The organism is Sphingomonas sp. CBMAI 2297 (assembly GCF_029870595.1).
Lineage (GTDB): Bacteria > Pseudomonadota > Alphaproteobacteria > Sphingomonadales > Sphingomonadaceae > Sphingomonas.
In genome coordinates this window covers 206,586-225,882 of record NZ_JAPDIR010000005.1, presented here as the reverse complement: position 1 = coordinate 225,882, position 19,297 = coordinate 206,586, and the positions used below count along the sequence as shown (strand labels likewise).

Genomic DNA, 19,297 nt, shown 5'->3' with positions numbered 1-19,297 from the left:
AGGTATGTTCGGCCGATATGGCAAAGCGTGTTGCACTGCTCGGTTTCCTCGCCGCCATTTCGGGGGCTCCCGCGGCGCATGCCTGCTCGATCGTCATCGACCACGAACCGACCTATGCCGAACGCCGTGCCAAAGCGAAGCAGATCATCGCCGATGCCAGCCTCATCCTCGATGGGGAAGTGGTGGCGGCGGGCGAGGATGGCGGCGTGCCTGCCAGGATTCGCGTGCAGGAAGTGCTCAAGGGAAGCGCCGAAAGCTTCGTCTATGTCCATGGCGACAGCGGTGCCTGTGACCTCAGCTTCAACCGGGTCGGCGAACGCGTGCGGCTCTTCCTGTTCGGCGATCCGAGTCACTACAGGACCTCGGTCGATGACGAGAACGCCCGGCATCTCGATCGCCTGCTGAAATCGGACCGCCGCAAGGCCGCCTGGCCAATTCCCTTCAGCCGCGCGGCCAGGCCCTGAGCGGCGCCCGCGCGGCATAGTCGCGGCTCTCGGCATTGCCCGCCTGCACCTCGATCACATGCTCCGGCCCGAACGGCACTTCGGTACCCAGCCAGAACTCGTCATTCTCGTCGATCTCGGGCTCGTTATCGAGCAGCCCGAAATAGGTGCCGTCCGCGGCCTCGCGCACCACCACCCACATCCGCTCGACGATCGGTTCGTCATCCTCCTCGACCGCGATCACGAAGATCAGCTTGGCGAAGTCGCCAGGCAGCAGGCCGGCGCGCGTCGCCTCGTCGGGGATTTCGAAACTCTCGGGATGGAGCAGGTGGCGCTCAAGCCCGCTTTCGAGGCACCAGCCATCCTCGTCCAGATCGGGTGCGCGCATCAACTGCTCCTCAGGCGAATGGCGACGGACTCGGCATGCGCCGGCAGCCCCTCGGCATGGGCGAGCGCCACCGCCGCCGGGCCGATCGCGGCCAGCCCGTCGCGGTCGAGCGACAGGAAGCTGGTGCGCTTCATGAAGTCGAGCACCGACAAGCCCGAGGCGAAGCGCGCCCGGCGGCCGGTGGGGAGGACATGATTCGGGCCCGCGACATAATCGCCCACCGCCTCGGGCGTGTAGCGGCCGATGAAGACGGAGCCGGCATGGCGGACCATGTCGAACAGCCGCTCGGCATCGTCGCAGGCAAGCTCGAGATGCTCGGGCGCCAGGCGATCGACCAGCGGCATCGCGCTGACCAGATCGGGCACCAGGATGATCGCGCCGTTCGCTTCCCAGCTCGCCCGCGCGGTCTTCTCGGTGGCGAGCGCGGCCAGCGCGCGCGCCACCGCTTCGGCCACCTTGTCGGCGAACGCCGCATCGTCGGTGAACAGGATCGACTGGCTGGTCGGGTCGTGCTCGGCCTGGCTGAGCAGGTCGGCGGCGATCCAGTCGGCATTGTTCCCGCCGTCGGCGACCACTACGATCTCGCTCGGCCCGGCGACCATGTCGATGCCGACCACGCCGTAGAGCTGGCGCTTGGCCTCGGCCACCCAGGCATTGCCCGGTCCGGTGATCACGTCGACCGGCGCGATCCTGTCGGTGCCATAAGCGAGCGCGGCGATCGCCTGGGCGCCGCCGACGCGCCAGATCTCGTCGACACCGGCCAGGTGCGCGGCGGCGAGGACGAGCGGATTCACGTCGCCGTCCGGCGTCGGCGTCACCATCACCAGCCGGCCGACGCCCGCCGCCTTGGCCGGCAGCGCGTTCATCAGCACCGAGCTGGGATAGGCGGCCCGGCCGCCGGGCACATAGACGCCCGCCGCGTCCACCGCCCGCCAGCGCGCGCCCAGCCTGATGCCCTGCGCGTCGATCTCGTCGCGATCCTCGGGCTTCTGCTTCGCATGATAGGCGGCGATGCGCTCGGCGGCGAGCTCCAGCGCATCGCGCAGCTCGGGGGAGAGCCCCTCCCAGGCGGCGAGGCAGTCGGCGCGGTCGAGCTTCCAGCCCTGGGCGTCGAGGTCGAACCGGTCGAAGCGCCGGGTGAGGTCCCTGAGCGCCGCATCGCCCTCGGCCCGGACCCGGGCGACGATCGCGGCGACGTCGCGCGCGACGTCTTCATCGGCCTCGCGCCGTGCATCGACCAGATCGGTGAACGCCCGGGCGAAGCCCGCATCGCCGGCGTCCAGCCGGATCATTGGGCCACCGCCCGGCGGAACCCGTCGACCAGCGGCACCACTTCGGTCGCGCGCGTCTTGAAGGCGGCGCGGTTGACGATCAGCCGGCTGCTCACCTCGGCGATCACTTCCACTTCGACCAGCCCGTTCTCCTTGAGCGTGCGGCCCGAGGAGACGAGGTCGACGATGCGCGGCGCCAGCCCCAGCACGGGCGCCAGCTCCATCGCGCCGTTGAGCTTGACGCACTCCGCCTGCACGCCGCGCGCCTCGAAATGGGCGCGGGTGATGTGCGGATATTTGGTGGCGACGCGGACATGGCTCCAGCCGCGCGGATCGTCGCGCTCCGCCAGGTCGGCCGGCTCGGCGACCGAGATGCGGCAATGGCCGATCCCCAGGTCCACCGGGGCATAGAGTTCCGAATAGTCGAACTCGGCGAGCACGTCCGAGCCGACGATGCCGAGCTGCGCGGCACCATGCGCGACGAAGGTGGCGACGTCGAACGCCCGCACGCGGATCAGGTCGATCGCGGGCGTGTTGGTCCGGAAGCGGAGCGCGCGCGAGCCCTCGTCGGCGAAGTCCGGCTCGGGCACGATGCCGACACGGGCGAGCAGCGGCAGCGCCTCGTCGAGGATGCGGCCCTTGGGGACGGCGAGGATCAGCGGTTCGGTCATCGAAGGCGGGGCTTTACTAGGGGCACCCCATGGGCGCAACAGACGCGCCGCGGAGGTAATTCTTATGGCCAGTGAAGAGAATAACCGCGGCGCGTTTCGGATCCAGGAATTCTATTGCCGCAAGATGGACGCGCCCATCTATGCGGGCATCTGCGTCGCGATCGCCGACGGGCTGACCCGCGGCAGCGAGACCGGCCGCCGCGTGCTCGACTGGCCGGGCGAGCCGACTCGCGACGCGCTGCCGCTGCGGCTGGTCGGCGGGCTGCACGCGCTGGTACTGGCGGGCAGCGACGCGGAACTGGCGGAGGCGTTCGCGGGCAGGCTGGCGGGCGAAGCGCTGCAGGCGGCGCTCAACCGGGTGCTGGCGCGCCACGACGCCGCCCTGCTCCCCTGGCTCGACGGACCGCCCCAGACCAACGAGCCGGGCCGCTCCGGCGCGCTGATCGTCGGGCTGATCGAAGTCGCGCGGCGCCATGGCCCGAAGCTGGAGATATTGGAGATCGGATCGAGCGGCGGGCTCAACCTGCTGATCGACCGCTATCGTTTCGATCTGGGCGGCGCGCTGCTCGGGCCGGCCGATGCGCCCGTCACGATCGCACCCGCCTGGCTCGGCGATCCGCCCGCGCTGCCGCCGCTCGAGATCGTCTCGACGCGGGGCTGCGACGTGGCGCCGCTCGACGTCACCGATCCGGCGGTGGCGGCGCGGCTCTCCGCCTATGTCTGGGCCGAGACGCCGATGCGGCTGGAGCGGCTGCGCAAGGCGATCGCGATGGTGCGCGCGGGCGGCGTGGACCTGACGCGCGCCGATGCGGCCGACTGGGTGGAGGCGCGCCTGGCCGAGCCGCAGGCAGCGGGCGTCACGCGGGTGCTGATGCACTCGGTGGTCTGGCAATATGTCCCGGATGCGAGCACCGCGCGCATCCGCGCCGCGATGGAGACGGCGGGTGCGGCGGCCACGCCTGAACGGCCGCTCGCCTGGGTGGCGATGGAGCCCGATCGCGCGCTCGGCGAACAGGTGGTGAGCGTGCGGACCTGGCCCGATGGCGGGCCGCGCGTGGTGGTCGCCACCGCGCATGCCCATGCGGCATGGGTCCGCCCCGGCGCGGAGCGCAGCAGCGAGCAGGGCATTCTCCTCGATGCCGCGGCCGCGGTGCGCCTGTGACGAAGTCGACCAATTATCGCGACACGTTGATCACCGCGTCGCCGGACAGCCCGGTCTCGGCGGGGACGGTGCCGGAAAAGCCCGGCACGGTGGCGGCGGTGCAGCATGCGCTGCTCGCCAGGCCCTATGCGATGACCAGCGACGACCTGCTCCATGCCGCCCATCGCGCGCGGGGCGGGGACAAGAGCCGCGAGGATTTCTTCGCCAGGCCCCAGGCATGCCTGCGCGCCTCGCCACTGGTGAAGCAGTTCGGCTGGGGCGTGCATCACGACGGCGAGGGCCGGATCGCGCTGCTCGGCATGGAGAGCGCCGAATATCGCCGGCTGCTGGACGATCCTTCGGTCGCCAAGACGCCGGGGATGCGCCGGGCGCGCTAGGTTGGGGGACTGGCATCTTCCTTCGTCACCCCGGCCTTGTGCCGGGGTCCACCGGGAAGCTGGCCGGAAGCAAGAGGCTCCTGGCGCTGTACTTGAGGCACCGTGGACCCCGGCACAAGGCCGGGGTGACGGACTGGGGAGGCCGCTTGCAAAGTAGGATTTTCCCTGCTGAGCCGAGCGGGTGCAAGAATCTACATACAGTGAACCATATTGGTTTTACGCCGATCGGCGATGCGGTCGATCGACACTGTGCCGGTGGGGAGAATCGGCCCCCCGTAGCGTAAACTTCGGAAACTTCCGGCGCTCAGCCCTGCCGCGCGGCGAGCCAGTCCCGCATCGCCCCGGTCACTGCGTCGGGCTTCTGCCACGGCACGAAATGGCCGGCATCCGCGATGCGCACCGTGGTGAGGCTCGATACCAGCGCATCGAGCCCGTCGAGCTGGACGGGCAGCAGCGCGGTGTCTTGCATCCCCCAGATCACCAGGGTCGGCTGGGTGAGCGGCGGGAAGGGCGCGTCGAGCCAGGGCGGCCGCTCCGGCGTATCGCCTGGGGCGGGCACCTGGATGGTGCTGGCACGATACCAGTTCAGCATCGCGGTCATCGCGCCGGGCTGGCTCCATTCGGCCAGATAGGCGGGCTTTTCGGGCGCGAGCAGCGCCGGATCCGCATGCTTGGCGAAGGTCGTGTCGAAGAAATTCTCCAGCCCGATCCGCGCGACGAACTGCTCGAAATCGCGGTTGCGGAAGGCGGTGATGTACTGGCTGGCCTCGCGCTGCGCCGGATCGTCGAACAGGCTGCGCTGGAAGACGAGCGGGTGGGGGGCGTTGACGATGATCAGCCGGGCGATGCGCTGCGGGTTCTGCAGCGCGGCCATCCAGGCGATGGCGCCGCCCCAGTCGTGCCCTGCCAGGGTGAAGGGGGCGAGCCCGAAATAGTCGGCCAGCGCGAGCAGGTCCGCCACGGGCCTGTCGGGCGTATAGTTCGCCACGCCTTCGGGGCGCGCGGAATGGCCGAAGCCGCGCTGGTCGGGCGCGATGACATAATGGTCGCGGGCCAGCGCCGGGATCTGGTGGCGCCAGGTGCGGTGCGATTCGGGGAAACCGTGGAGCAGCAGCAGCGGCGGGGCGGCGGGATCGCCCGCGACGGCGACGTTCAGCGTCACGCCGGTGGGAAGGGGGATCCGCTGGAGTTCGAAATCGGCCATGTCGCCTTTCCCGCCTGTCTCTGGTGCCGCAGGTTAGGCCGGCGCGCGCGCATCCTCAACCATCATCCTCGCCCGCGCGCGTCGATGATGGCGACGATCCGGGCCGCACCGCGCGCTTGCCCCTGGTGCGGCTGGTCAGGTGATAGTGGAAGCAGCGGTCGCAGCGATAGGGGCGCAGCGCCAGTCCCGAGGCGCGGATCGCGTCCAGCGCCTCGTTCATGGTCGGGTAGCGCCGCTTGCGCCGGCAGATGCTGAGCCGCGTCCTAGGGATAGCTCACCGTCTTGGGCACTTCCGGGATCGGGATGAACTCCTTGTCGTCGCCCGGCACCTTGGGAAAGTTGCCCGCCTTCCAGTCTTCCTTGGCCTGGTTGATCCGGTCGCGGCTGGAGGAGACGAAGTTCCACCAGACGTGGCGCGGCGTGGCGAAGTCCTCGCCGCCGCACAGCATCACGCGCGCGCCGCCGGTGGAGCGCAGCATCGCGGTGATGCCGGGGCGCAGGATGTAGAGCGTGGAGACTTCCATCTCGATCCCGTCGATGCTGGCATCGCCATAGGCGAGATAGAGGGCGCGCTCGTCGGCGGACGGGTCGATCGGCACCGCGCCGCCAGCATCGAGCGCGATGTCGGCATAGATGGTCTGGGCATAGGTGGTGGTCGGCGCCCTGGCGCCCCACAGCTCGCCCATGATCACCCGGCAGCGCGCGCCGGGCGCCTCGACGAGCGGCAGCTCGCCGGCGCCGACATGCTCGAAAGCCGGGGCCATTTCCTCGTTTGCCTCGGGCAGGGCGAGCCAGGTCTGGATGCCCGACAGCTCCGGGCCCTTCGCGCGCTCGGCGCTGGACGAGCGTTCGGAATGGACGATGCCGCGCCCGGCGGTCATCAGGTTCACCGCGCCCGGCTCGATCGTGGCGAAGGTGCCGAGCGAGTCGCGATGGTCGATCGCGCCGGCATAGAGATAGGTGACCGTGGCGAGGTTGATGTGCGGGTGCGGGCGCACGTCGATGCCGGTGCCGACGTCCAGCCGCGCCGGGCCCATCTGGTCGAAGAAGATGAACGGCCCCACCATCGTCCGCGGCCGGGAGGGCAGGGTGCGGTGGACCTTGAAGCCGCCCAGGTCATGGGTGGTGGGGGTGATGGTCTGGAGGAACAGGTCGTCGGTCATGATGCTCTCCTTGAAGAGCGGCATAGCCCGGCGGCCCGCCGGCGGACAGCCACGCTTTGGAAAGGCAGGATTTCCGATCCTGCGGTGCCGGCGCGCGGCACCGGCTCACTCTTCCGGGGCGCGAGCCCGGATCGCCAGTGCGTGGATGCGCGCGACGAGCAGGTCGGCCAGCGCGGTGTTGATCAGGCGCTGGCGCTGGACGCGCGACAGGCCCTGGAAGGCGGCGCTCTCCACCACCACGGTCCAGTGCGATTCGCCGGTGCCGTCGTCGCCCAGATGGCCGGCGTGGTGATGGCTGTCGTTGATCACCTCGAGATGCGCCGGGGCGAGCGCGGCGGTGAGACGGGCGGCGATGATGTCGGCGAGTCCGCCGGTGGCGATGTCGGTCATCGCGCCTATATAGGCGGTTTGCGCAAGGGAGGTAGCGTGGCCGAGGGCCAGCACAGGAAGGACCGGCCGAATGCCCGTTTCCACGGCCGGGTGGAGGCGCAGGGGCGGCTGTGCGCCGAACCGGGCTGCACCGAGCCGGGCGAGTTCCGTGCGCCGGCGGGCCATGCGCGCGGCGGCTATGACGGGCCGGGCGAATATCGCTGGCTGTGCCTCGATCATGTTCGCGCGTTCAACTCGGGCTATAATTTCTTCCAGGGCATGACGCCCGACGAGATCCATGACGCCCAGCGCCCCTATGCCGGCTGGGAGCGCGAGACGCGCGCCTTTTCGGGCGCGGGCGGGGCCGACCGGCCGCCGCGCTGGGCGGATTTCGCGGATCCGCTCGATGCGATCGGCGCGCGCTTCCAGGAACGCATGAAGGACCGGGCGGAGCGCAAGGACGGCAAGCCGCTCTCTGGCAAGGACCGCGAGGCGCTCAACGTGCTCGACCTGGCGATCGATGCCGACCGCACGGCGCTGCGCAAGCGCTATTCCGAGCTGGTCCGCAAGTTCCACCCGGACCGCAACGGCGGCGACCGCAGCCATGAAGGCCGCCTCCAGCGCGTGATCGAAGCCTATCAGACGCTCAGGGGCTCGCCCGCCTTTGCCTAGGTTCGATATCTGCAGCCTTTCTGGCGGTTCCCCGGCGAAGGCCGGGGCCCTGTCGCAACGTCGATCGAGAGGCGGGCCAGCCTGACTATGTGCGCGGATACTGGGCCCCGGCCTTCGCCGGGGAACCGCCAGGACCCCGAATGCCGCCTCGCCTAGTCCGCCGGGCGCGTGTTCACCGCCAGCTGGTCCGCGAAGGCCCGCCGATAGGCCGGGCGCTCCTCGCCGCGGGCCACATAGGCGGCGAGGTTCGGATGTTCGTCGAGCAGGCCCGATGGGCGGCAGCGGAGCAGCACGGAGATCATCATCAGGTCGCCCGCGCTGAACGCGCCGTCGAGCCATTCGGCGTCGCCGAGACGGTCGGATAGCTGGCGCAGCCGCGCGCGGATGCGATCCTTGACCAGCGGCAGGCGGTCCTGGGCCCAGGGCTGTTTGCCTTCCTGGAACAGGGCGGTCGAGAGCTCGAGGATCGGCGGCTCCACCGTGTTCACCGCGGCGAACATCCAGGCGATCGCGCGCGCCCGGGCATCGGCATCGCCGGGCAGCAGGCCGGCATGCCGCCCGGCGATATGGAGGACGATCGCCCCGGTCTCGAACAGGACGAGGCCGCCTTCCTCATAGGTGGGGATCTGGCCGAAGGGATGCAGCGCCAGGTGCGCCGGGGCCTTCATCGCCGCGAAGGAGACGAGCCGGACCGCATAGGGCTGGCCCGCCTCCTCGAGCGCCCAGCGCACCCGGGTGTCGCGCGCCAGCCCCTTGCCGCCATCGGGCGACCGGTCGAAGGCCGTGATGGTGACGGTCATCGCGGCTCAGCTCTTGCCGGGCGATACGAAGCCGCAGGCCACGCCCTCGGGGTCGACGATGCTGATCACCCATTCGCCGCCGGGCACCTGCTCGGGGCCCCATACCACCTTGCCGCCGCCGACCTCGACCCTGGCGATCGCGTCGGTGATGTCGGGCACGCGGACATAGAAGCGCCAGCCCGGAGGGGTGCCGGGCTGCGCGCGCATGATCGCGCCGACCGCCTCGCCCTTGCTGTCGCCATTGGCGATGAAGCTGTACTCGCCCATCTCGCCCATCGGCATGCCGCCCACCTTGGTGATGGCGAACAGCTTTTCGTAAAAGGCGAGCGCGGCGTCGTCGTCGGGCGCGAGCAGCTCGTTCCAGGCGACATGGCCGAGGCCCATCCGCTGATAGGCGGTGCTGGTGTGCGGCGAGGCGCCGCGCATCACGTAGAAGGGCACGCCCTGCGGATCGGTGACCATCGCCAGCCGGCCGACATCGGGAATGTCGAAGGCGGGAAGATGCACCTGCCCGCCGGCCGCGACCACGGCGGCGACCGACGCATCGACGTCATCGACCCCGAGATAGCCGAGCCAAACCGGCCGGGCGCCGCCGGCGATCATGTCGGCGTTGAGCTGCATCACGCCGCCGGCCTGGCCGTCGGCCGCGTTGATCATGCGATAGTCCATGCCGCCCGGGGCGGGCTCGGCATCGATGTTCCAGCCGCAGACCGAATCGTAGAACGCCTTGGCCTTGGCCGCGTCCTTGGTCACCAGCTCGTACCAGATGAAGCTTCCATGCGCGTTCATTTGCCTGCTCCCGTGTCCACGATCGCCTCGAAGCCGCCCCAGAACATGCGCTGGCCGTCGAACGGCATGTCGCCGTCCGGCTTCATCCGCTCGTCGGCCATCATCTTCTCCCAGCCCGAATCGCGCGTCGCCTTGTCGGGCCATTCGATCCAGGAGAAGACCGGCGTCTCGCTCTCCTCAGCCTTCACCGCCATGTAGAAATCGGTGACCTTGCCGCGCGGCACGTCATGGCCGAAGCCTTCCACCACGCGCAGCGCGCCATGTTCGATGAAGATCGGGGCAGCCTTCCTGGCCATCGCCAGATAGGATTCCCGGTCGCGCGCCGGCGCGACGAAACCGTCGATATAAGCCATTTTCACTCTCCTCTTCCGTCTTGCTTCGTCAGGCCGCGACCGGCGCGGGCTGGAAATCCGCGAGCTGCGCGGCCATCGCGCGCTGGAATGCGGGCCGGGCCATGCCGCGCTCGACATAGGCGGCCAGGGTGGGGCGCGAGGTGATCAGCGGGCTGCCGTCGGCGTTGCGCAGCACCGTCACCATCGCGATGTCGGCAACGCTGAAGCCGTCGCCCAGCCATTCCCGCTCGCCCAGCGCATCGGCGAGCCGATCCAGCCGCTTGCCCATGTCCTCGATCAGGCTCGGCAGGCGCAGCTTCGCCCATTCCGCGTCCTTCGAGAACAGCGTGACGTTGCCCAGCTCGAACAGTCCGGGCTCGACGCTGTTGAGCGCCGCGAACAGCCAGGCGATGCTCGTCGCCCGCTGCTGCGGATCGCGCGACAGCAGCCGCGTGTCCCGTTCCGCCAGGTGCAGCAGGATCGCGCCGCTCTCGAACAGCCGGACCTCGCCATCGTGCAGCACCGGCACCTGGCCCCAGGGCTGCTCCTCGAAATAGGCGGCCGGCCTGGGCGGGACCGGGCTGATCAGCCGCATGGCATAGGGCAGGCCGATCTCCTCGCAGGCCCAGCGCGGCCGCAGGTCGCGGACATAGCCGCGGGCGAAATCGGGCACCCAGTTGAAGCCGGTGATCTCGATGGACATGACATCCTCCTCAGCCGCGCGCGGCGGCTTCGATCGCCGCGATGTCGATCTTCTTCATCGTCATCATCGCCTCGAACGCCCGCTTCGCGCTTGCGGGATCGTCGCCGAAGTTGAGCTCGATCAGCCGGCGCGGCGTAATCTGCCAGTTGAAGCCCCATTTGTCCTTACACCAGCCGCACATACTTTCCGTGCCGCCATTGCCCACGATCGCGTTCCACAGCCGATCGGTCTCTTCCTGGTCCTCGGTGAGGATCTGGAACGAGACGCTCTCGTTCGGCTTGAAGTTCGGGCCGCCGTTCAGCCCGGCATAGCTGCGCCCGGCCAGAGTGAACTCGACGACCAGCGCCGCGCCTTCCTTGCCGCTGGGATTGTCGCCCGGCGCGCGGAAGACCCTGCCGACATGGCTGTCGGGCAGCAGCGAGACGTAGAAGTTGGCGGCCTCCTCGGCCACATGATCGAACCACAGGACGGTAGTGATCTTGTCTGCCATCGGTCCTCTCCTTCGGACTTTCGGAATCAGCCGGCGATCGGGATCAGCGCGCGCACGCGCGGGTCGCGGAACCACAGTCCGCCCCAGGCGATCACGCCCAGATAGACGCCGAACAAGGTGTGGCTGAACAACGGGCTGCCCACCCGGAAGTGCATCGCGACCGCGCCGCCCAGATAGCCGGTAAGCAGGATCGCGCCGAGCACCGCGGTGCGCGGCACCGCATAGAGGATGGTGCCGAGCGCGAGGATCAGCCCGAGCTCGCGATAGAGGCCCACGTCCGGCGGGATGCCGAGCGGCGGGCTGTAGGCGATCATCGCCGCCGGCGCGATCAGCTTGCCGCCGGCGTCCATCGCCAGGAACAGGATGACCAGGCCGCTCAGTGCCCAGCCGATTGCAAGGTCACGCTTCATGCCGCGCCTCCCGCGTTCGCGCCCGCTCAGGCCGGCTCATGGGCGGGGCCGTCGGGGAAGGCGGCCATCGCGGCCTCGAGATCCATGAACATCGGCTCGAAGATATGGCCGTCCGGATCCTCGAAGCTGCGGCCGTACATGAAGCCCATGTCCTGCTTCTCGCGGATGTCCGCCTTGCCGCCGGCCCTGCCCGCCGCCTCGACGATCGCGTCCACCGCCTCGCGGCTGTCGCGCGAGATGCAGATCAGCGCCTCGGTCACCGCATGCGCATCGGCGATCGGCTTCGGCGTGAAGGTTTTGAAGAAGTCCCGCGACAGGATCATGAACACGATCGTGTCGCTGAGCTGCATCGCCGAGGCCTGTTCGTTGCTGAAGCGGGCGTCCTTGGTGCAGCCGATCGCCTCGTAAAAGGCGGTGGACCGGGTGACATCGGCCACGGGCAGGTTGACGAAGATCATCTGGGGCATGTTTTCTCTCCTGGGGATCTGGTTCAGTAGGTGAGGGAGGGATACCAGTCGGTCCCGCGGCCCTCGGGCGTGGAATCGAGGATGGTCCAGAGCGGCATCAGGTCGGGCGCGCCGCGCGGGTCCTGGCCGGGATCGGCGCTGTCCGGGCCCATCTCCCCCGCCCAGAACAGGCGGGGCGTGCCGTCGCGCCGGGTGAAGACCAGCAGCTGCGGAATGTCGGAGCCATCGGGGGCGATCGCGCCATAGTCGCGGCTGAACGCCTGGTCCTCGTCCGAATAGAGCGGCAGATGCTGCCAGCCGCGCTCGGCCTTGAACGCCGTAAGCTTCGCGATCGGCGAGCGCGCGATCACGGCCAGGCCGGTGCGCTGGAGGATGTCGGGCGCCTCGCCGTCCCAGGCCGAGAGCAGCGAGGTGCACATCGGGCAGGGCCGCTCGCGCTGCGGGCCGAACATATAGGTATAGACGACCAGCGTGTCGTGCGTGCCGAACAGGTCCGCGAGGCGGGCCGGGCCATGCTCGCCCTGGAACGCATAGTCCCCGGTCACCGCCGGGCCCGGCGGCAGCGCCCGACGCTGCGCGGCCACGCTCTCCAGGTGACGGCGCAGCGCGATCTCCTCGGCGAGCAGCGCGGTGCGCGCCGCGCGATATTCGGGGGACTCGCCCGGCCAGCGCGCCGTCTCACGCGCGGCCAGCTCTGCGGCGGGAACCAAGGTCATTGGACTAAACCTCCACTTCGGGTGGCCAGCGAATCGCTTTCTTGATCCTGATGCCCGACTCGGTTATTAAAAGCAACTATGGAGTCACAAAAAATAACTAACTCGGATTTCGCAAAGGCACGCCGCTGGTATCAGGACGCGTGCGGAACGGCGCTTGCGATGGACCTGATCGGAGAACGCTGGTCGCTGCTGATTGTTCGCGAGCTGCTGCTGGGGCCGCGCCGTTTCGGCGAGATCCGCGGCGCGCTGGAGGGGCTCAGCGCCAATATCCTGACCCAGCGGCTCGAGGGGCTGGAGAAGGGCGGCATCCTGCGCCGCCGGCAGCTCCCCTCGCCGGTCAATGCCCAGGTGTATGAACTGACCCGCTGGGGCGCCGCGCTGGAGGAACCGATCTTCGCGCTCAGCCGCTGGGCGGCGGGCTCGCCCGCGCACGACGTCACGTTGCCGCTCAGCAACGGCGCCTTCATGCTTTCGCTGAAGACGATGATGAATCGCGAGGGCGCGCGGGCGCTTGCGATCGATCTCGGCTTCCGCATCGGCGGCGAACCTTTCCGCGCGACGATCGTCGATGGCGGGCTGGCGATCGAGCGCGGCGACCCCGCCGGCGCGGATGTGATCTTCGAAGGCGTGCCGACTCCGCTCGCCGCGACCTTCTACGGCCCGTTGCCGCTCACCGAGTCGATCCGCGAGGGGCGGGTGGCGGTCACCGGCGATGTCGCGCTGGCCCAGCGCTTCGTCGACCTGTTCGGCCTGCCGCGGTTCGAGAACGACTAGAGCGCCGACCGCCCGAATCCGCCGTCCCGGCGAAAGCCGGGATCTCGTGCGGCTCCTTCCCCCGTCATCGCCGGAGATTCCGGCTTTCGCCGGGACGGCAGCGGAGTTGCGATATAGGATTTCGCCCGCTCCGTGCTGGCGGATGCGGGCCGGCTTCCTCTCCCGCAGCGATCGCGTCCGCCATCGGCAATCATGCGGGAAAGGAGAACCGGCCCCTCGTAGCATAAACTTCCGTGCCCCCGCCGCCGGCCCGAATCGGCCGTGCGGCATCCGGTGCCGGCGCGTCCTAGGTCCGGTTGCAGAAGCCCGGGCGGCGATCGCCCATGTCCCAGCAGCCGTCGAGGATCATCGTCTTGAGCGTCTCGCAGCCCCGCTGCGGCCCGCACTGGCCGTCCGGGTTGACGACCGTGCATTGGCGCGCGAGCAGCGCCGCCTTCTGCCAGCCGATCTTCGAAGCGCAGCTCGGGCCGTTGTCACGCCAGTTCCAGCGCTTCTCGCGCGGGCGGTAATGGATCGGCCGCGGCGACGGGGCGGGGCGCCATTCCGGCGGCCGCGTCTCGCGCGGCGGCGCCTTGAGATAGCGGCGATAGGCAGTGGCGACGCATTCCGCCGTCTGGCAGGCGTCGCGCTCGCTGAGCAACGCCTGGAGCTGCTGGCGCTGGACCCAGAGCCGCTGGCGGTCGGCGCCCTGGCGCTCCTCCGCCCATTGGCCGGCGAGCGTGCGGTGCAGCCAGTTGAGGTTCTTGTTGTCGCAGACCAGCCATTCGCCGCGCCGCAGCGCGCCTTCGCAATAGGGAACGGGATCGAGCCAGTTCGGCCCGCGATCGACGGGGCGGACCACCGGCGGCGGCGGGCGCCGCGGGGGCGGGGGAGGCTGCTGACCCCAATCGCAACCGGCGAGCGGCGCGAGCAGCGCCAGGAACAACAGCTTCCCGTTCATTGTCTTCCCCAGAGAAAAGGATCGGTAGATGCGCGCGCCCGTTACTGTGGCGTCATGATCCCATGAAAGCCGATTCGAGGAAAGGGCTTGCGGCGGAAGGCGACGCTCGCGCGTTTTGCGCGAAGCCCGTTGCAGTGCGGCACGGGAGCTTCTAGTCGCTCAGGCGACGGAAGGATCCGAAGACATGGCCGATATCCCCAACACCCAGCCCGACAGCCGGAGCACCACGATCCTCGACGCGCCCGACAAGATGGTGAAGGCGCGCGACCTGTTCGGGATCGACAGCGACCTGGAAGTGCCGGCGTTCAGCGAGGCCGACGAGCGCGTGCCCGATCTCGATCCCGCCTATGTCTTCGATCCGGATACGACGCTCGCGATCCTGGCGGGCTTCGCGCACAATCGCCGCGTGATGGTCCAGGGCTATCACGGCACCGGCAAGTCCACGCATATCGAGCAGGTGGCGGCGCGGCTCAACTGGCCCTGCATCCGCATCAACCTGGACGCGCACATCAGCCGGATCGACCTGATCGGCCGCGACGCGATCGTGCTCAAGGACGGCCAGCAGATCACCGAGTTCCGCGAGGGCCTGCTCCCCTGGGCGCTGCAGACCCCGACCGCGCTCGTGTTCGACGAATATGATGCAGGCCGGCCGGACGTGATGTTCGTGATCCAGCGCGTGCTGGAGACCGAGGGCAAGCTGACCCTGCTCGACCAGAACCGCGTGATCCGCCCCAATCCCTATTTCCGCCTGTTCGCCACCGCGAACACCGTGGGCCTGGGCGACACCAGCGGCCTCTATCACGGCACCCAGCAGATCAACCAGGGCCAGATGGACCGCTGGAACATCGTGGTGACGCTCAACTATCTGCCCGCCGCGGTCGAGGCGCAGATCGTGCTGGCCAAGTCCGGTGATTTCGACAAGCCGGGCGGCAAGGAGCTGGTCGAGAACATGGTCCGCGTGGCCGACCTGACCCGCAAGGGCTTCGTCGCCGGCGACATTTCCACCGTGATGTCCCCGCGCACCGTGATCACCTGGGCGCAGAATGCCGAGATCTTCAAGGATGTCGGCTTCGCCTTCCGCCTGTCGTTCCTCAACAAGTGCGACGAGGCGGAGCGCGCGCAGGTGGCCGAATATTATCAGCGCGTGTTCGGCAAGGACCTGCCCGAGAGCGTGGTGGGCAAGGCCTGAGCGGGGCGGCGGCACCGGGGCGCCGTCCCGGCTGCCGGCCGCCCCTTGCAATGTAGGATTGCGCCTGCTGGGCTCACGCAGCCGGCGCCTTGGTCCGACCGCTTCTTGAAGCTGGCGGAAAGATAGGATCGCACTCGCGCAGGGATGTTGCGGGATGCGCGGCATTCTCGAAAGAACAGGGAAGATGCGCCCGGTGAGAACCCCGCGCGGGGCGCGTACTTCGTGACCTTTGGGATGGCCGCGGCGCGCGCGATGTAGGGAATATGGGCCCGCCACGAGCGCCGGCCCTTACTTCGTCATCCCCGCGCGGGCGGGGGTGACGCGGCTTGCTGATCGAAGCCCGACCCTAGCCCTTCCGTTCCGTCTCGCGCGGCGCGAACTCGATCGCCACGGTCATGGCCAGCCAGACCGCCAGCGTGGGCTGGAGCTGGACCGGCAGCTGCGCGCCCGGCGTGAGCAGGATCCTGAGCGAGAGGGGCATGAGCGCGACTCCCGCCGCGGCGAGCAGCGCATAGGCGAGCCGCTGCTTGCTCGACGAGACATAGAGGATGGTGATCACCATCGATGCCGTGCCGACAAGGACAATCGTATAGTCCCGGGTGCCCAGCGTTTCGGTGCTCGCCATCACGAAGCCGAGCACCGCGCCGAAGAAGATGCCGAGGCCGTTGAGGTTGGCGCTATATTCCCCATGGCTCATCCGCCCGAGGCCGATCCGTTCGAGAAGCTTCATTCGATCCCCCTTGCCGGGAACCATGAAGCGCGGGCGCGGCCAAGGCAATCGGGATCGATCCGCGATTGCCTTGGCCCTCGGGTCCGGGCAAGCTCGGCCCGGGGAAGCGCGGCGGGCCGCGCGGAAATGGGGGAATGATGATCCGGAAATCGCAGGGGCTCGCCATGCTGGCGAGCGTGCCGATGCTCGTGGCCGCGGCACCGGCCGGCGGGGGCAACATGGCGGTGTTTCCGCTGCCCGACACGATGTGGCCCGATTCGGCGGTGGAGATCGGCAAGGCGTTCACGCTGAAGCCGGGCGAGGAACTGATGCGCGCCACCGTCAAGCAGTCGCAGAAGCTCACGCTGCTCGCGCCGGTGAAGGTCTCGATCGACAAGTTCACCGACGAGATCGCCGCCGGCGAGGAACTGACCGCCGTGGTCGCGCCCGAAGCGACTCAGGCCAAGGTAGGCGGCAAGGGGCTCTATTTCTGCGGACGCGACCAGCGCGGCCGTTCGGGGCTGGGCGCGGCGCTGCTCGGGGGGCTGGGCTCCAAGTTCATGCCGATCGTCCGCTTCTGCTTCATCGATGGCGACAAGGACGGCAAGCTCGACCAGGTCTTCCTCGCCGGCGCCAAGGACCAGGCGCTGCAAAAGGCGATCCCGATCGATGCGGTGGCGTACAAGACCGAATATCTGGTGCCGCGCGACGCCGGCCAGTATCTGCGGCTGCGCTATCGGAAGTACACGCCCGAGAGCAACAAGGTGCAGCTCGAGCTCGAAGTCTATGAGGACGGCAAGAAGCGGAGCTTCGACTATGTGCTGTATAACGGTACCGGCGGGCCATTGCAGCGCCAGGTGCCGTATCTGCAGACCAATCCCAGGAAGATCCCCTATCCGGTGTTCTTCAACAACGTGATGGGCGCGATCGTGCGGGTCGACGGGGTCGACGCCGAGGGGAATGCGCGCTTCACGATCGAGCGCAACTTCCGCCCGACCCTGTTCCGTCCGATCTCGATCCAGGTGCGATACATCTACATCTATATCTAGCCGAGGCTTGCATCGCGCGGCCAAGCTTCCCAAAGCGGAAGCATGGCCGCCGACTCTCCGCTCGACAGGTTCCGCAATGTGCTGGGCGGCGCCGCGCGCGCGCTGTCGGGCGAGCGCGAGGTGGAGCTGAGCTTCACCGGCGAGGCGCCGCGCCAGGACGGGCGCCAGCTCAAGGTGCCGACGCCGTCGCGCATGCTGCCGGCCGCGGAAGTGGCCGAGGCGCGCGGCTTTGCCGACAGCTTCGCGCTGCGCATGCGCCACCATGACAATGCGCTGCATATGAAGGGCGCGCCGCGCGAGCCGGTTGCCCGCGCGGTGTTCGACGCGGTCGAGACGGCGCGGGTCGAGGCGCTGGGCTCGCGCGGCTATGCCGGCATCGCCGCCAATCTCGAACATGCGCTCGAGCTGAAATTGCGGGCCGATCCGATCACCCGGGCGCGCAACCGCGAGGAAGTGCCGCTCTCCACCGCGTTGGGGCTGATGGTGCGCGAGCGGCTGACCGGGCGCGAATCGCCGGGCGCGGCGGCGCTCGGCATGGCGCTGATCCGCGACTGGATCGAGGCGCGCGCCGGCGCCGATCTCGATGCGCTGGCGCTGGCGATCGACGACCAGCGTGCCTTTGCCTCGCTCACGTCGAAGCTGCTCCACGACCTGGAGCTCACCGAAGGCGACCTGTTGCCCGACGAGGCGGACGAGGGCGGCGGCGAGGACGAGGGCACCGAGGAAGAGGAGCAGCCCGGCGAGGAGGAAGGCGAGAGCGAGACGAGCCAGGGCGAGGGCCAGGCCGAGGCGCGCGGCGAGCAGCGCGAGTCCGATACGGGCGAGGAAGGCGAGCAGCAGCAGTCCGACGCGATGGAGGATGGCGATGGCGAGCCCGGCGACGAAGGGGACGAGGGCATGCTGCCCGTGCGGCCCAACCGCCCGTGGAGCGACCTGCCGCCCCAGTTCGAATATCGCGCCTACGCCACTCAGTTCGACGAGGTGATCGCCGCGACCGAGCTGTGCGACACCGAGGAGCTGGATCGCCTCCGCTCCTATCTCGATCAGCAGCTGGTCCATCTCCAGGGGGCGGTGACCAAGCTCGCCAACCGGCTCCAGCGCCGGCTGATGGCGCAGCAGAACCGCAGCTGGGACTTCGACCAGGAAGAAGGCCTGCTCGACGCGGCGCGGCTGGCGCGCGTGGTGATCAATCCCATGCAGTCGCTCTCCTACAAGGCGGAGAAGGACACCGAGTTCAAGGACACGGTGGTGACGCTGCTGATCGACAATTCGGGCTCGATGCGCGGGCGGCCGATCTCGATCGCGGCGATCAGCGCCGATATCCTGGCGCGCACGCTGGAGCGCGTCGGCGTGAAGACCGAGATCCTCGGCTTCACCACCCGCGCCTGGAAAGGGGGGCAGAGCCGCGAGAAATGGCTGGCCGATGGCCGCCCGGCCCAGCCCGGCCGCCTCAACGACGTGCGCCACATCATCTACAAACAGGCCGACGAGCCCTGGCGCCGCGCGAAGAAGTCGCTCGGGCTGATGATGCGCGAGGGGCTGCTCAAGGAGAATATCGACGGCGAGGCGCTGCTCTGGGCGCACCAGCGGCTGATCGGCCGGCCCGAGGACCGCAAGATCCTGATGGTGATCTCGGACGGCGCGCCGGTCGACGATTCGACGCTCTCGGTGAATTCGGGCTCCTATCTGGAGCGCCACCTGCGCCAGGTCATCGGCTGGATCGAGGCGCGCTCGCCGGTCGAGCTGGTCGCGATCGGCATCGGCCATGACGTGACTCGCTATTACGGCCGCGCAGTGACGATCATGGACGCCGAGCAGCTTGCCGGCACCATGGTCGAGCAGCTGGCGGCGCTCTTCGATACGGAATGAACGTCGATCCGCCCCCGGGCGGCTTTCACGGGCCGGTCAAGCGCTCCGTCACCATTGCCGGGCACCAGACCTCGATCAGCCTCGAGCCGCTCTTCTGGGAAGCGCTCGAACAGGTGGCGGCCGAGCGCGCCCTGCCGCTCAACGCGCTGATCGCGGCGATCGACCATGCCCGGATCGGCGGCGAGGATCCGCCGAACCTCGCCAGCGCGATCCGCACCTGGCTGCTCGGCCATCCGCGCGGCTGACGGCCCCCCATCATGACGCCGTTCCGCAACAAATTTGCGACAAAGATGCGAACCGCTCGCATTAGCATTGACTCTGAGAACGCCTCGCAATAGCT

Annotated in this window: 26 protein-coding genes; 9 read left to right on the top strand and 17 right to left on the bottom strand. The window is 69.0% G+C overall.

All coding sequences use genetic code 11. The features are described from left to right. The first annotated feature begins 17 nt into the window (after nt 1–17). Nucleotides 18–464, top strand: coding sequence for a hypothetical protein (locus tag OMP43_RS09665; protein ID WP_280279507.1), 447 nt, complete (start codon nt 18–20; stop codon nt 462–464). Here OMP43_RS09665 and OMP43_RS09660 read toward each other — a convergent pair. Genes OMP43_RS09660 through hisG form a run of 3 tightly spaced genes read right to left on the bottom strand, consistent with a single transcriptional unit; the run spans nt 442 to nt 2,773 of the window. Beyond that, a complete protein-coding gene (locus OMP43_RS09660) occupies nt 442–831 on the bottom strand; it encodes a hypothetical protein (RefSeq protein ID WP_280279506.1) in 390 nt (129 codons plus the stop codon). The genes OMP43_RS09665 and OMP43_RS09660 overlap by 23 nt on opposite strands. Continuing rightward, nucleotides 831–2,123 (bottom strand): histidinol dehydrogenase, encoded by a 1,293-nt coding sequence (gene hisD / locus OMP43_RS09655; RefSeq protein WP_280279505.1) that lies wholly within the window; start codon nt 2,121–2,123, stop codon nt 831–833. The genes OMP43_RS09660 and hisD overlap by 1 nt, the downstream gene beginning before the upstream one ends. Beyond that, nucleotides 2,120–2,773, bottom strand: coding sequence for an ATP phosphoribosyltransferase (gene hisG, locus OMP43_RS09650; RefSeq protein ID WP_280279504.1), 654 nt, complete (start codon nt 2,771–2,773; stop codon nt 2,120–2,122). Before hisG ends, hisD begins: the two co-directional genes overlap by 4 nt. A 64-nt stretch (nt 2,774–2,837) precedes the next feature. Between hisG and OMP43_RS09645 the strand changes: the two genes are divergently transcribed. Both OMP43_RS09645 and OMP43_RS09640 read left to right on the top strand, forming a co-directional pair. Then, on the top strand, nt 2,838–3,935 hold the full coding sequence (locus OMP43_RS09645) for a DUF2332 family protein (protein WP_280279503.1): 1,098 nt from the start codon (nt 2,838–2,840) through the stop codon (nt 3,933–3,935). Then, nucleotides 3,932–4,312, top strand: a complete 381-nt coding sequence (locus OMP43_RS09640) for a DUF6157 family protein (protein WP_280279502.1) — start codon at nt 3,932–3,934, stop codon at nt 4,310–4,312. Before OMP43_RS09645 ends, OMP43_RS09640 begins: the two co-directional genes overlap by 4 nt. 304 nt (nt 4,313–4,616) lie before the next feature. On the opposite strand, the gene OMP43_RS09635 is transcribed toward OMP43_RS09640, so the two are convergent. The 4 genes from OMP43_RS09635 to OMP43_RS09620 all read right to left on the bottom strand — a co-directional run bounded on the left by OMP43_RS09635 (nt 4,617) and on the right by OMP43_RS09620 (nt 7,069). After that, the gene (locus tag OMP43_RS09635) at nt 4,617–5,516 is read right to left on the bottom strand and encodes an alpha/beta hydrolase (protein WP_280279501.1); all 900 of its coding nucleotides are present in this window, start codon (nt 5,514–5,516) and stop codon (nt 4,617–4,619) included. Between the two features lie 55 nt (nt 5,517–5,571). Continuing rightward, complete coding sequence (locus tag OMP43_RS09630) at nt 5,572–5,736, bottom strand: hypothetical protein (RefSeq protein ID WP_280279500.1); 165 nt, start codon at nt 5,734–5,736, stop codon at nt 5,572–5,574. 43 nt (nt 5,737–5,779) lie between these two features. After that, on the bottom strand, nt 5,780–6,679 hold the full coding sequence (locus OMP43_RS09625; RefSeq protein ID WP_280279499.1) for a pirin family protein: 900 nt from the start codon (nt 6,677–6,679) through the stop codon (nt 5,780–5,782). A gap of 105 nt (nt 6,680–6,784) precedes the next feature. Beyond that, entirely contained in the window at nt 6,785–7,069 is a 285-nt protein-coding gene (locus OMP43_RS09620; RefSeq protein WP_280279498.1) for a BolA family protein, read from the bottom strand. Nucleotides 7,070–7,105: 36 nt separating this feature from the next. Here OMP43_RS09620 and OMP43_RS09615 point away from each other — a divergent pair, with 36 nt between their 5' ends. Beyond that, nucleotides 7,106–7,720, top strand: a complete 615-nt coding sequence (locus OMP43_RS09615) for a J domain-containing protein (RefSeq protein ID WP_280279497.1) — start codon at nt 7,106–7,108, stop codon at nt 7,718–7,720. A 152-nt stretch (nt 7,721–7,872) separates the two neighbouring features. Here OMP43_RS09615 and OMP43_RS09610 read toward each other — a convergent pair whose 3' ends face one another. The 8 genes from OMP43_RS09610 to OMP43_RS09575 are packed head-to-tail and all read right to left on the bottom strand — an operon-like array spanning nt 7,873 to nt 12,427. Further along, the gene (locus OMP43_RS09610; protein ID WP_280279496.1) at nt 7,873–8,520 is read right to left on the bottom strand and encodes a glutathione S-transferase family protein; all 648 of its coding nucleotides are present in this window, start codon (nt 8,518–8,520) and stop codon (nt 7,873–7,875) included. 6 nt (nt 8,521–8,526) lie between these two features. Beyond that, on the bottom strand, nt 8,527–9,309 hold the full coding sequence (locus tag OMP43_RS09605; protein WP_280279495.1) for a VOC family protein: 783 nt from the start codon (nt 9,307–9,309) through the stop codon (nt 8,527–8,529). Beyond that, nucleotides 9,306–9,662 (bottom strand): DUF1428 domain-containing protein, encoded by a 357-nt coding sequence (locus OMP43_RS09600; protein WP_280279494.1) that lies wholly within the window; start codon nt 9,660–9,662, stop codon nt 9,306–9,308. Before OMP43_RS09600 ends, OMP43_RS09605 begins: the two co-directional genes overlap by 4 nt. Before the next feature lie 28 nt (nt 9,663–9,690). Beyond that, a complete protein-coding gene (locus OMP43_RS09595; RefSeq protein WP_280279493.1) occupies nt 9,691–10,344 on the bottom strand; it encodes a glutathione S-transferase family protein in 654 nt (217 codons plus the stop codon). A 10-nt stretch (nt 10,345–10,354) separates the two neighbouring features. Next, complete coding sequence (locus tag OMP43_RS09590; protein ID WP_280279492.1) at nt 10,355–10,834, bottom strand: VOC family protein; 480 nt, start codon at nt 10,832–10,834, stop codon at nt 10,355–10,357. 26 nt (nt 10,835–10,860) lie between these two features. Next, on the bottom strand, nt 10,861–11,244 hold the full coding sequence (locus tag OMP43_RS09585) for a DoxX family protein (RefSeq protein ID WP_280279491.1): 384 nt from the start codon (nt 11,242–11,244) through the stop codon (nt 10,861–10,863). Between the two features lie 26 nt (nt 11,245–11,270). Beyond that, a complete protein-coding gene (locus OMP43_RS09580) occupies nt 11,271–11,711 on the bottom strand; it encodes a VOC family protein (protein ID WP_280279490.1) in 441 nt (146 codons plus the stop codon). A 23-nt stretch (nt 11,712–11,734) separates the two neighbouring features. Then, on the bottom strand, nt 11,735–12,427 hold the full coding sequence (locus OMP43_RS09575; protein WP_280279489.1) for a DUF899 family protein: 693 nt from the start codon (nt 12,425–12,427) through the stop codon (nt 11,735–11,737). Between the two features lie 159 nt (nt 12,428–12,586). Between OMP43_RS09575 and OMP43_RS09570 the strand changes: the two genes are divergently transcribed. Then, nucleotides 12,587–13,201: a winged helix-turn-helix transcriptional regulator gene (locus tag OMP43_RS09570; protein WP_280279488.1), complete on the top strand. Its 615-nt coding sequence runs from the start codon at nt 12,587–12,589 to the stop codon at nt 13,199–13,201. A 286-nt stretch (nt 13,202–13,487) separates the two neighbouring features. Here the strand turns inward: OMP43_RS09570 and OMP43_RS09565 are convergent, their stop codons facing one another. Further along, complete coding sequence (locus OMP43_RS09565; protein WP_280279487.1) at nt 13,488–14,141, bottom strand: hypothetical protein; 654 nt, start codon at nt 14,139–14,141, stop codon at nt 13,488–13,490. A 184-nt stretch (nt 14,142–14,325) separates the two neighbouring features. Between OMP43_RS09565 and cobS the strand changes: the two genes are divergently transcribed. Then, entirely contained in the window at nt 14,326–15,330 is a 1,005-nt protein-coding gene (gene cobS, locus OMP43_RS09560; RefSeq protein ID WP_280279486.1) for a cobaltochelatase subunit CobS, read from the top strand. A 346-nt stretch (nt 15,331–15,676) separates the two neighbouring features. On the opposite strand, the gene OMP43_RS09555 is transcribed toward cobS, so the two are convergent. Then, a complete protein-coding gene (locus OMP43_RS09555; protein ID WP_280279485.1) occupies nt 15,677–16,060 on the bottom strand; it encodes a hypothetical protein in 384 nt (127 codons plus the stop codon). 137 nt (nt 16,061–16,197) lie between these two features. Between OMP43_RS09555 and OMP43_RS09550 the strand changes: the two genes are divergently transcribed. Genes OMP43_RS09550 through OMP43_RS09540 form a run of 3 tightly spaced genes read left to right on the top strand, consistent with a single transcriptional unit; the run spans nt 16,198 to nt 19,202 of the window. Further along, nucleotides 16,198–17,088 (top strand): hypothetical protein, encoded by an 891-nt coding sequence (locus OMP43_RS09550; RefSeq protein ID WP_280279484.1) that lies wholly within the window; start codon nt 16,198–16,200, stop codon nt 17,086–17,088. 42 nt (nt 17,089–17,130) lie between these two features. Continuing rightward, nucleotides 17,131–18,957 (top strand): cobaltochelatase subunit CobT, encoded by a 1,827-nt coding sequence (gene cobT, locus OMP43_RS09545; RefSeq protein WP_280279483.1) that lies wholly within the window; start codon nt 17,131–17,133, stop codon nt 18,955–18,957. Continuing rightward, nucleotides 18,954–19,202: a ribbon-helix-helix domain-containing protein gene (locus OMP43_RS09540; protein WP_280279482.1), complete on the top strand. Its 249-nt coding sequence runs from the start codon at nt 18,954–18,956 to the stop codon at nt 19,200–19,202. The genes cobT and OMP43_RS09540 overlap by 4 nt, the downstream gene beginning before the upstream one ends. Nucleotides 19,203–19,297: the final 95 nt, after the last annotated feature.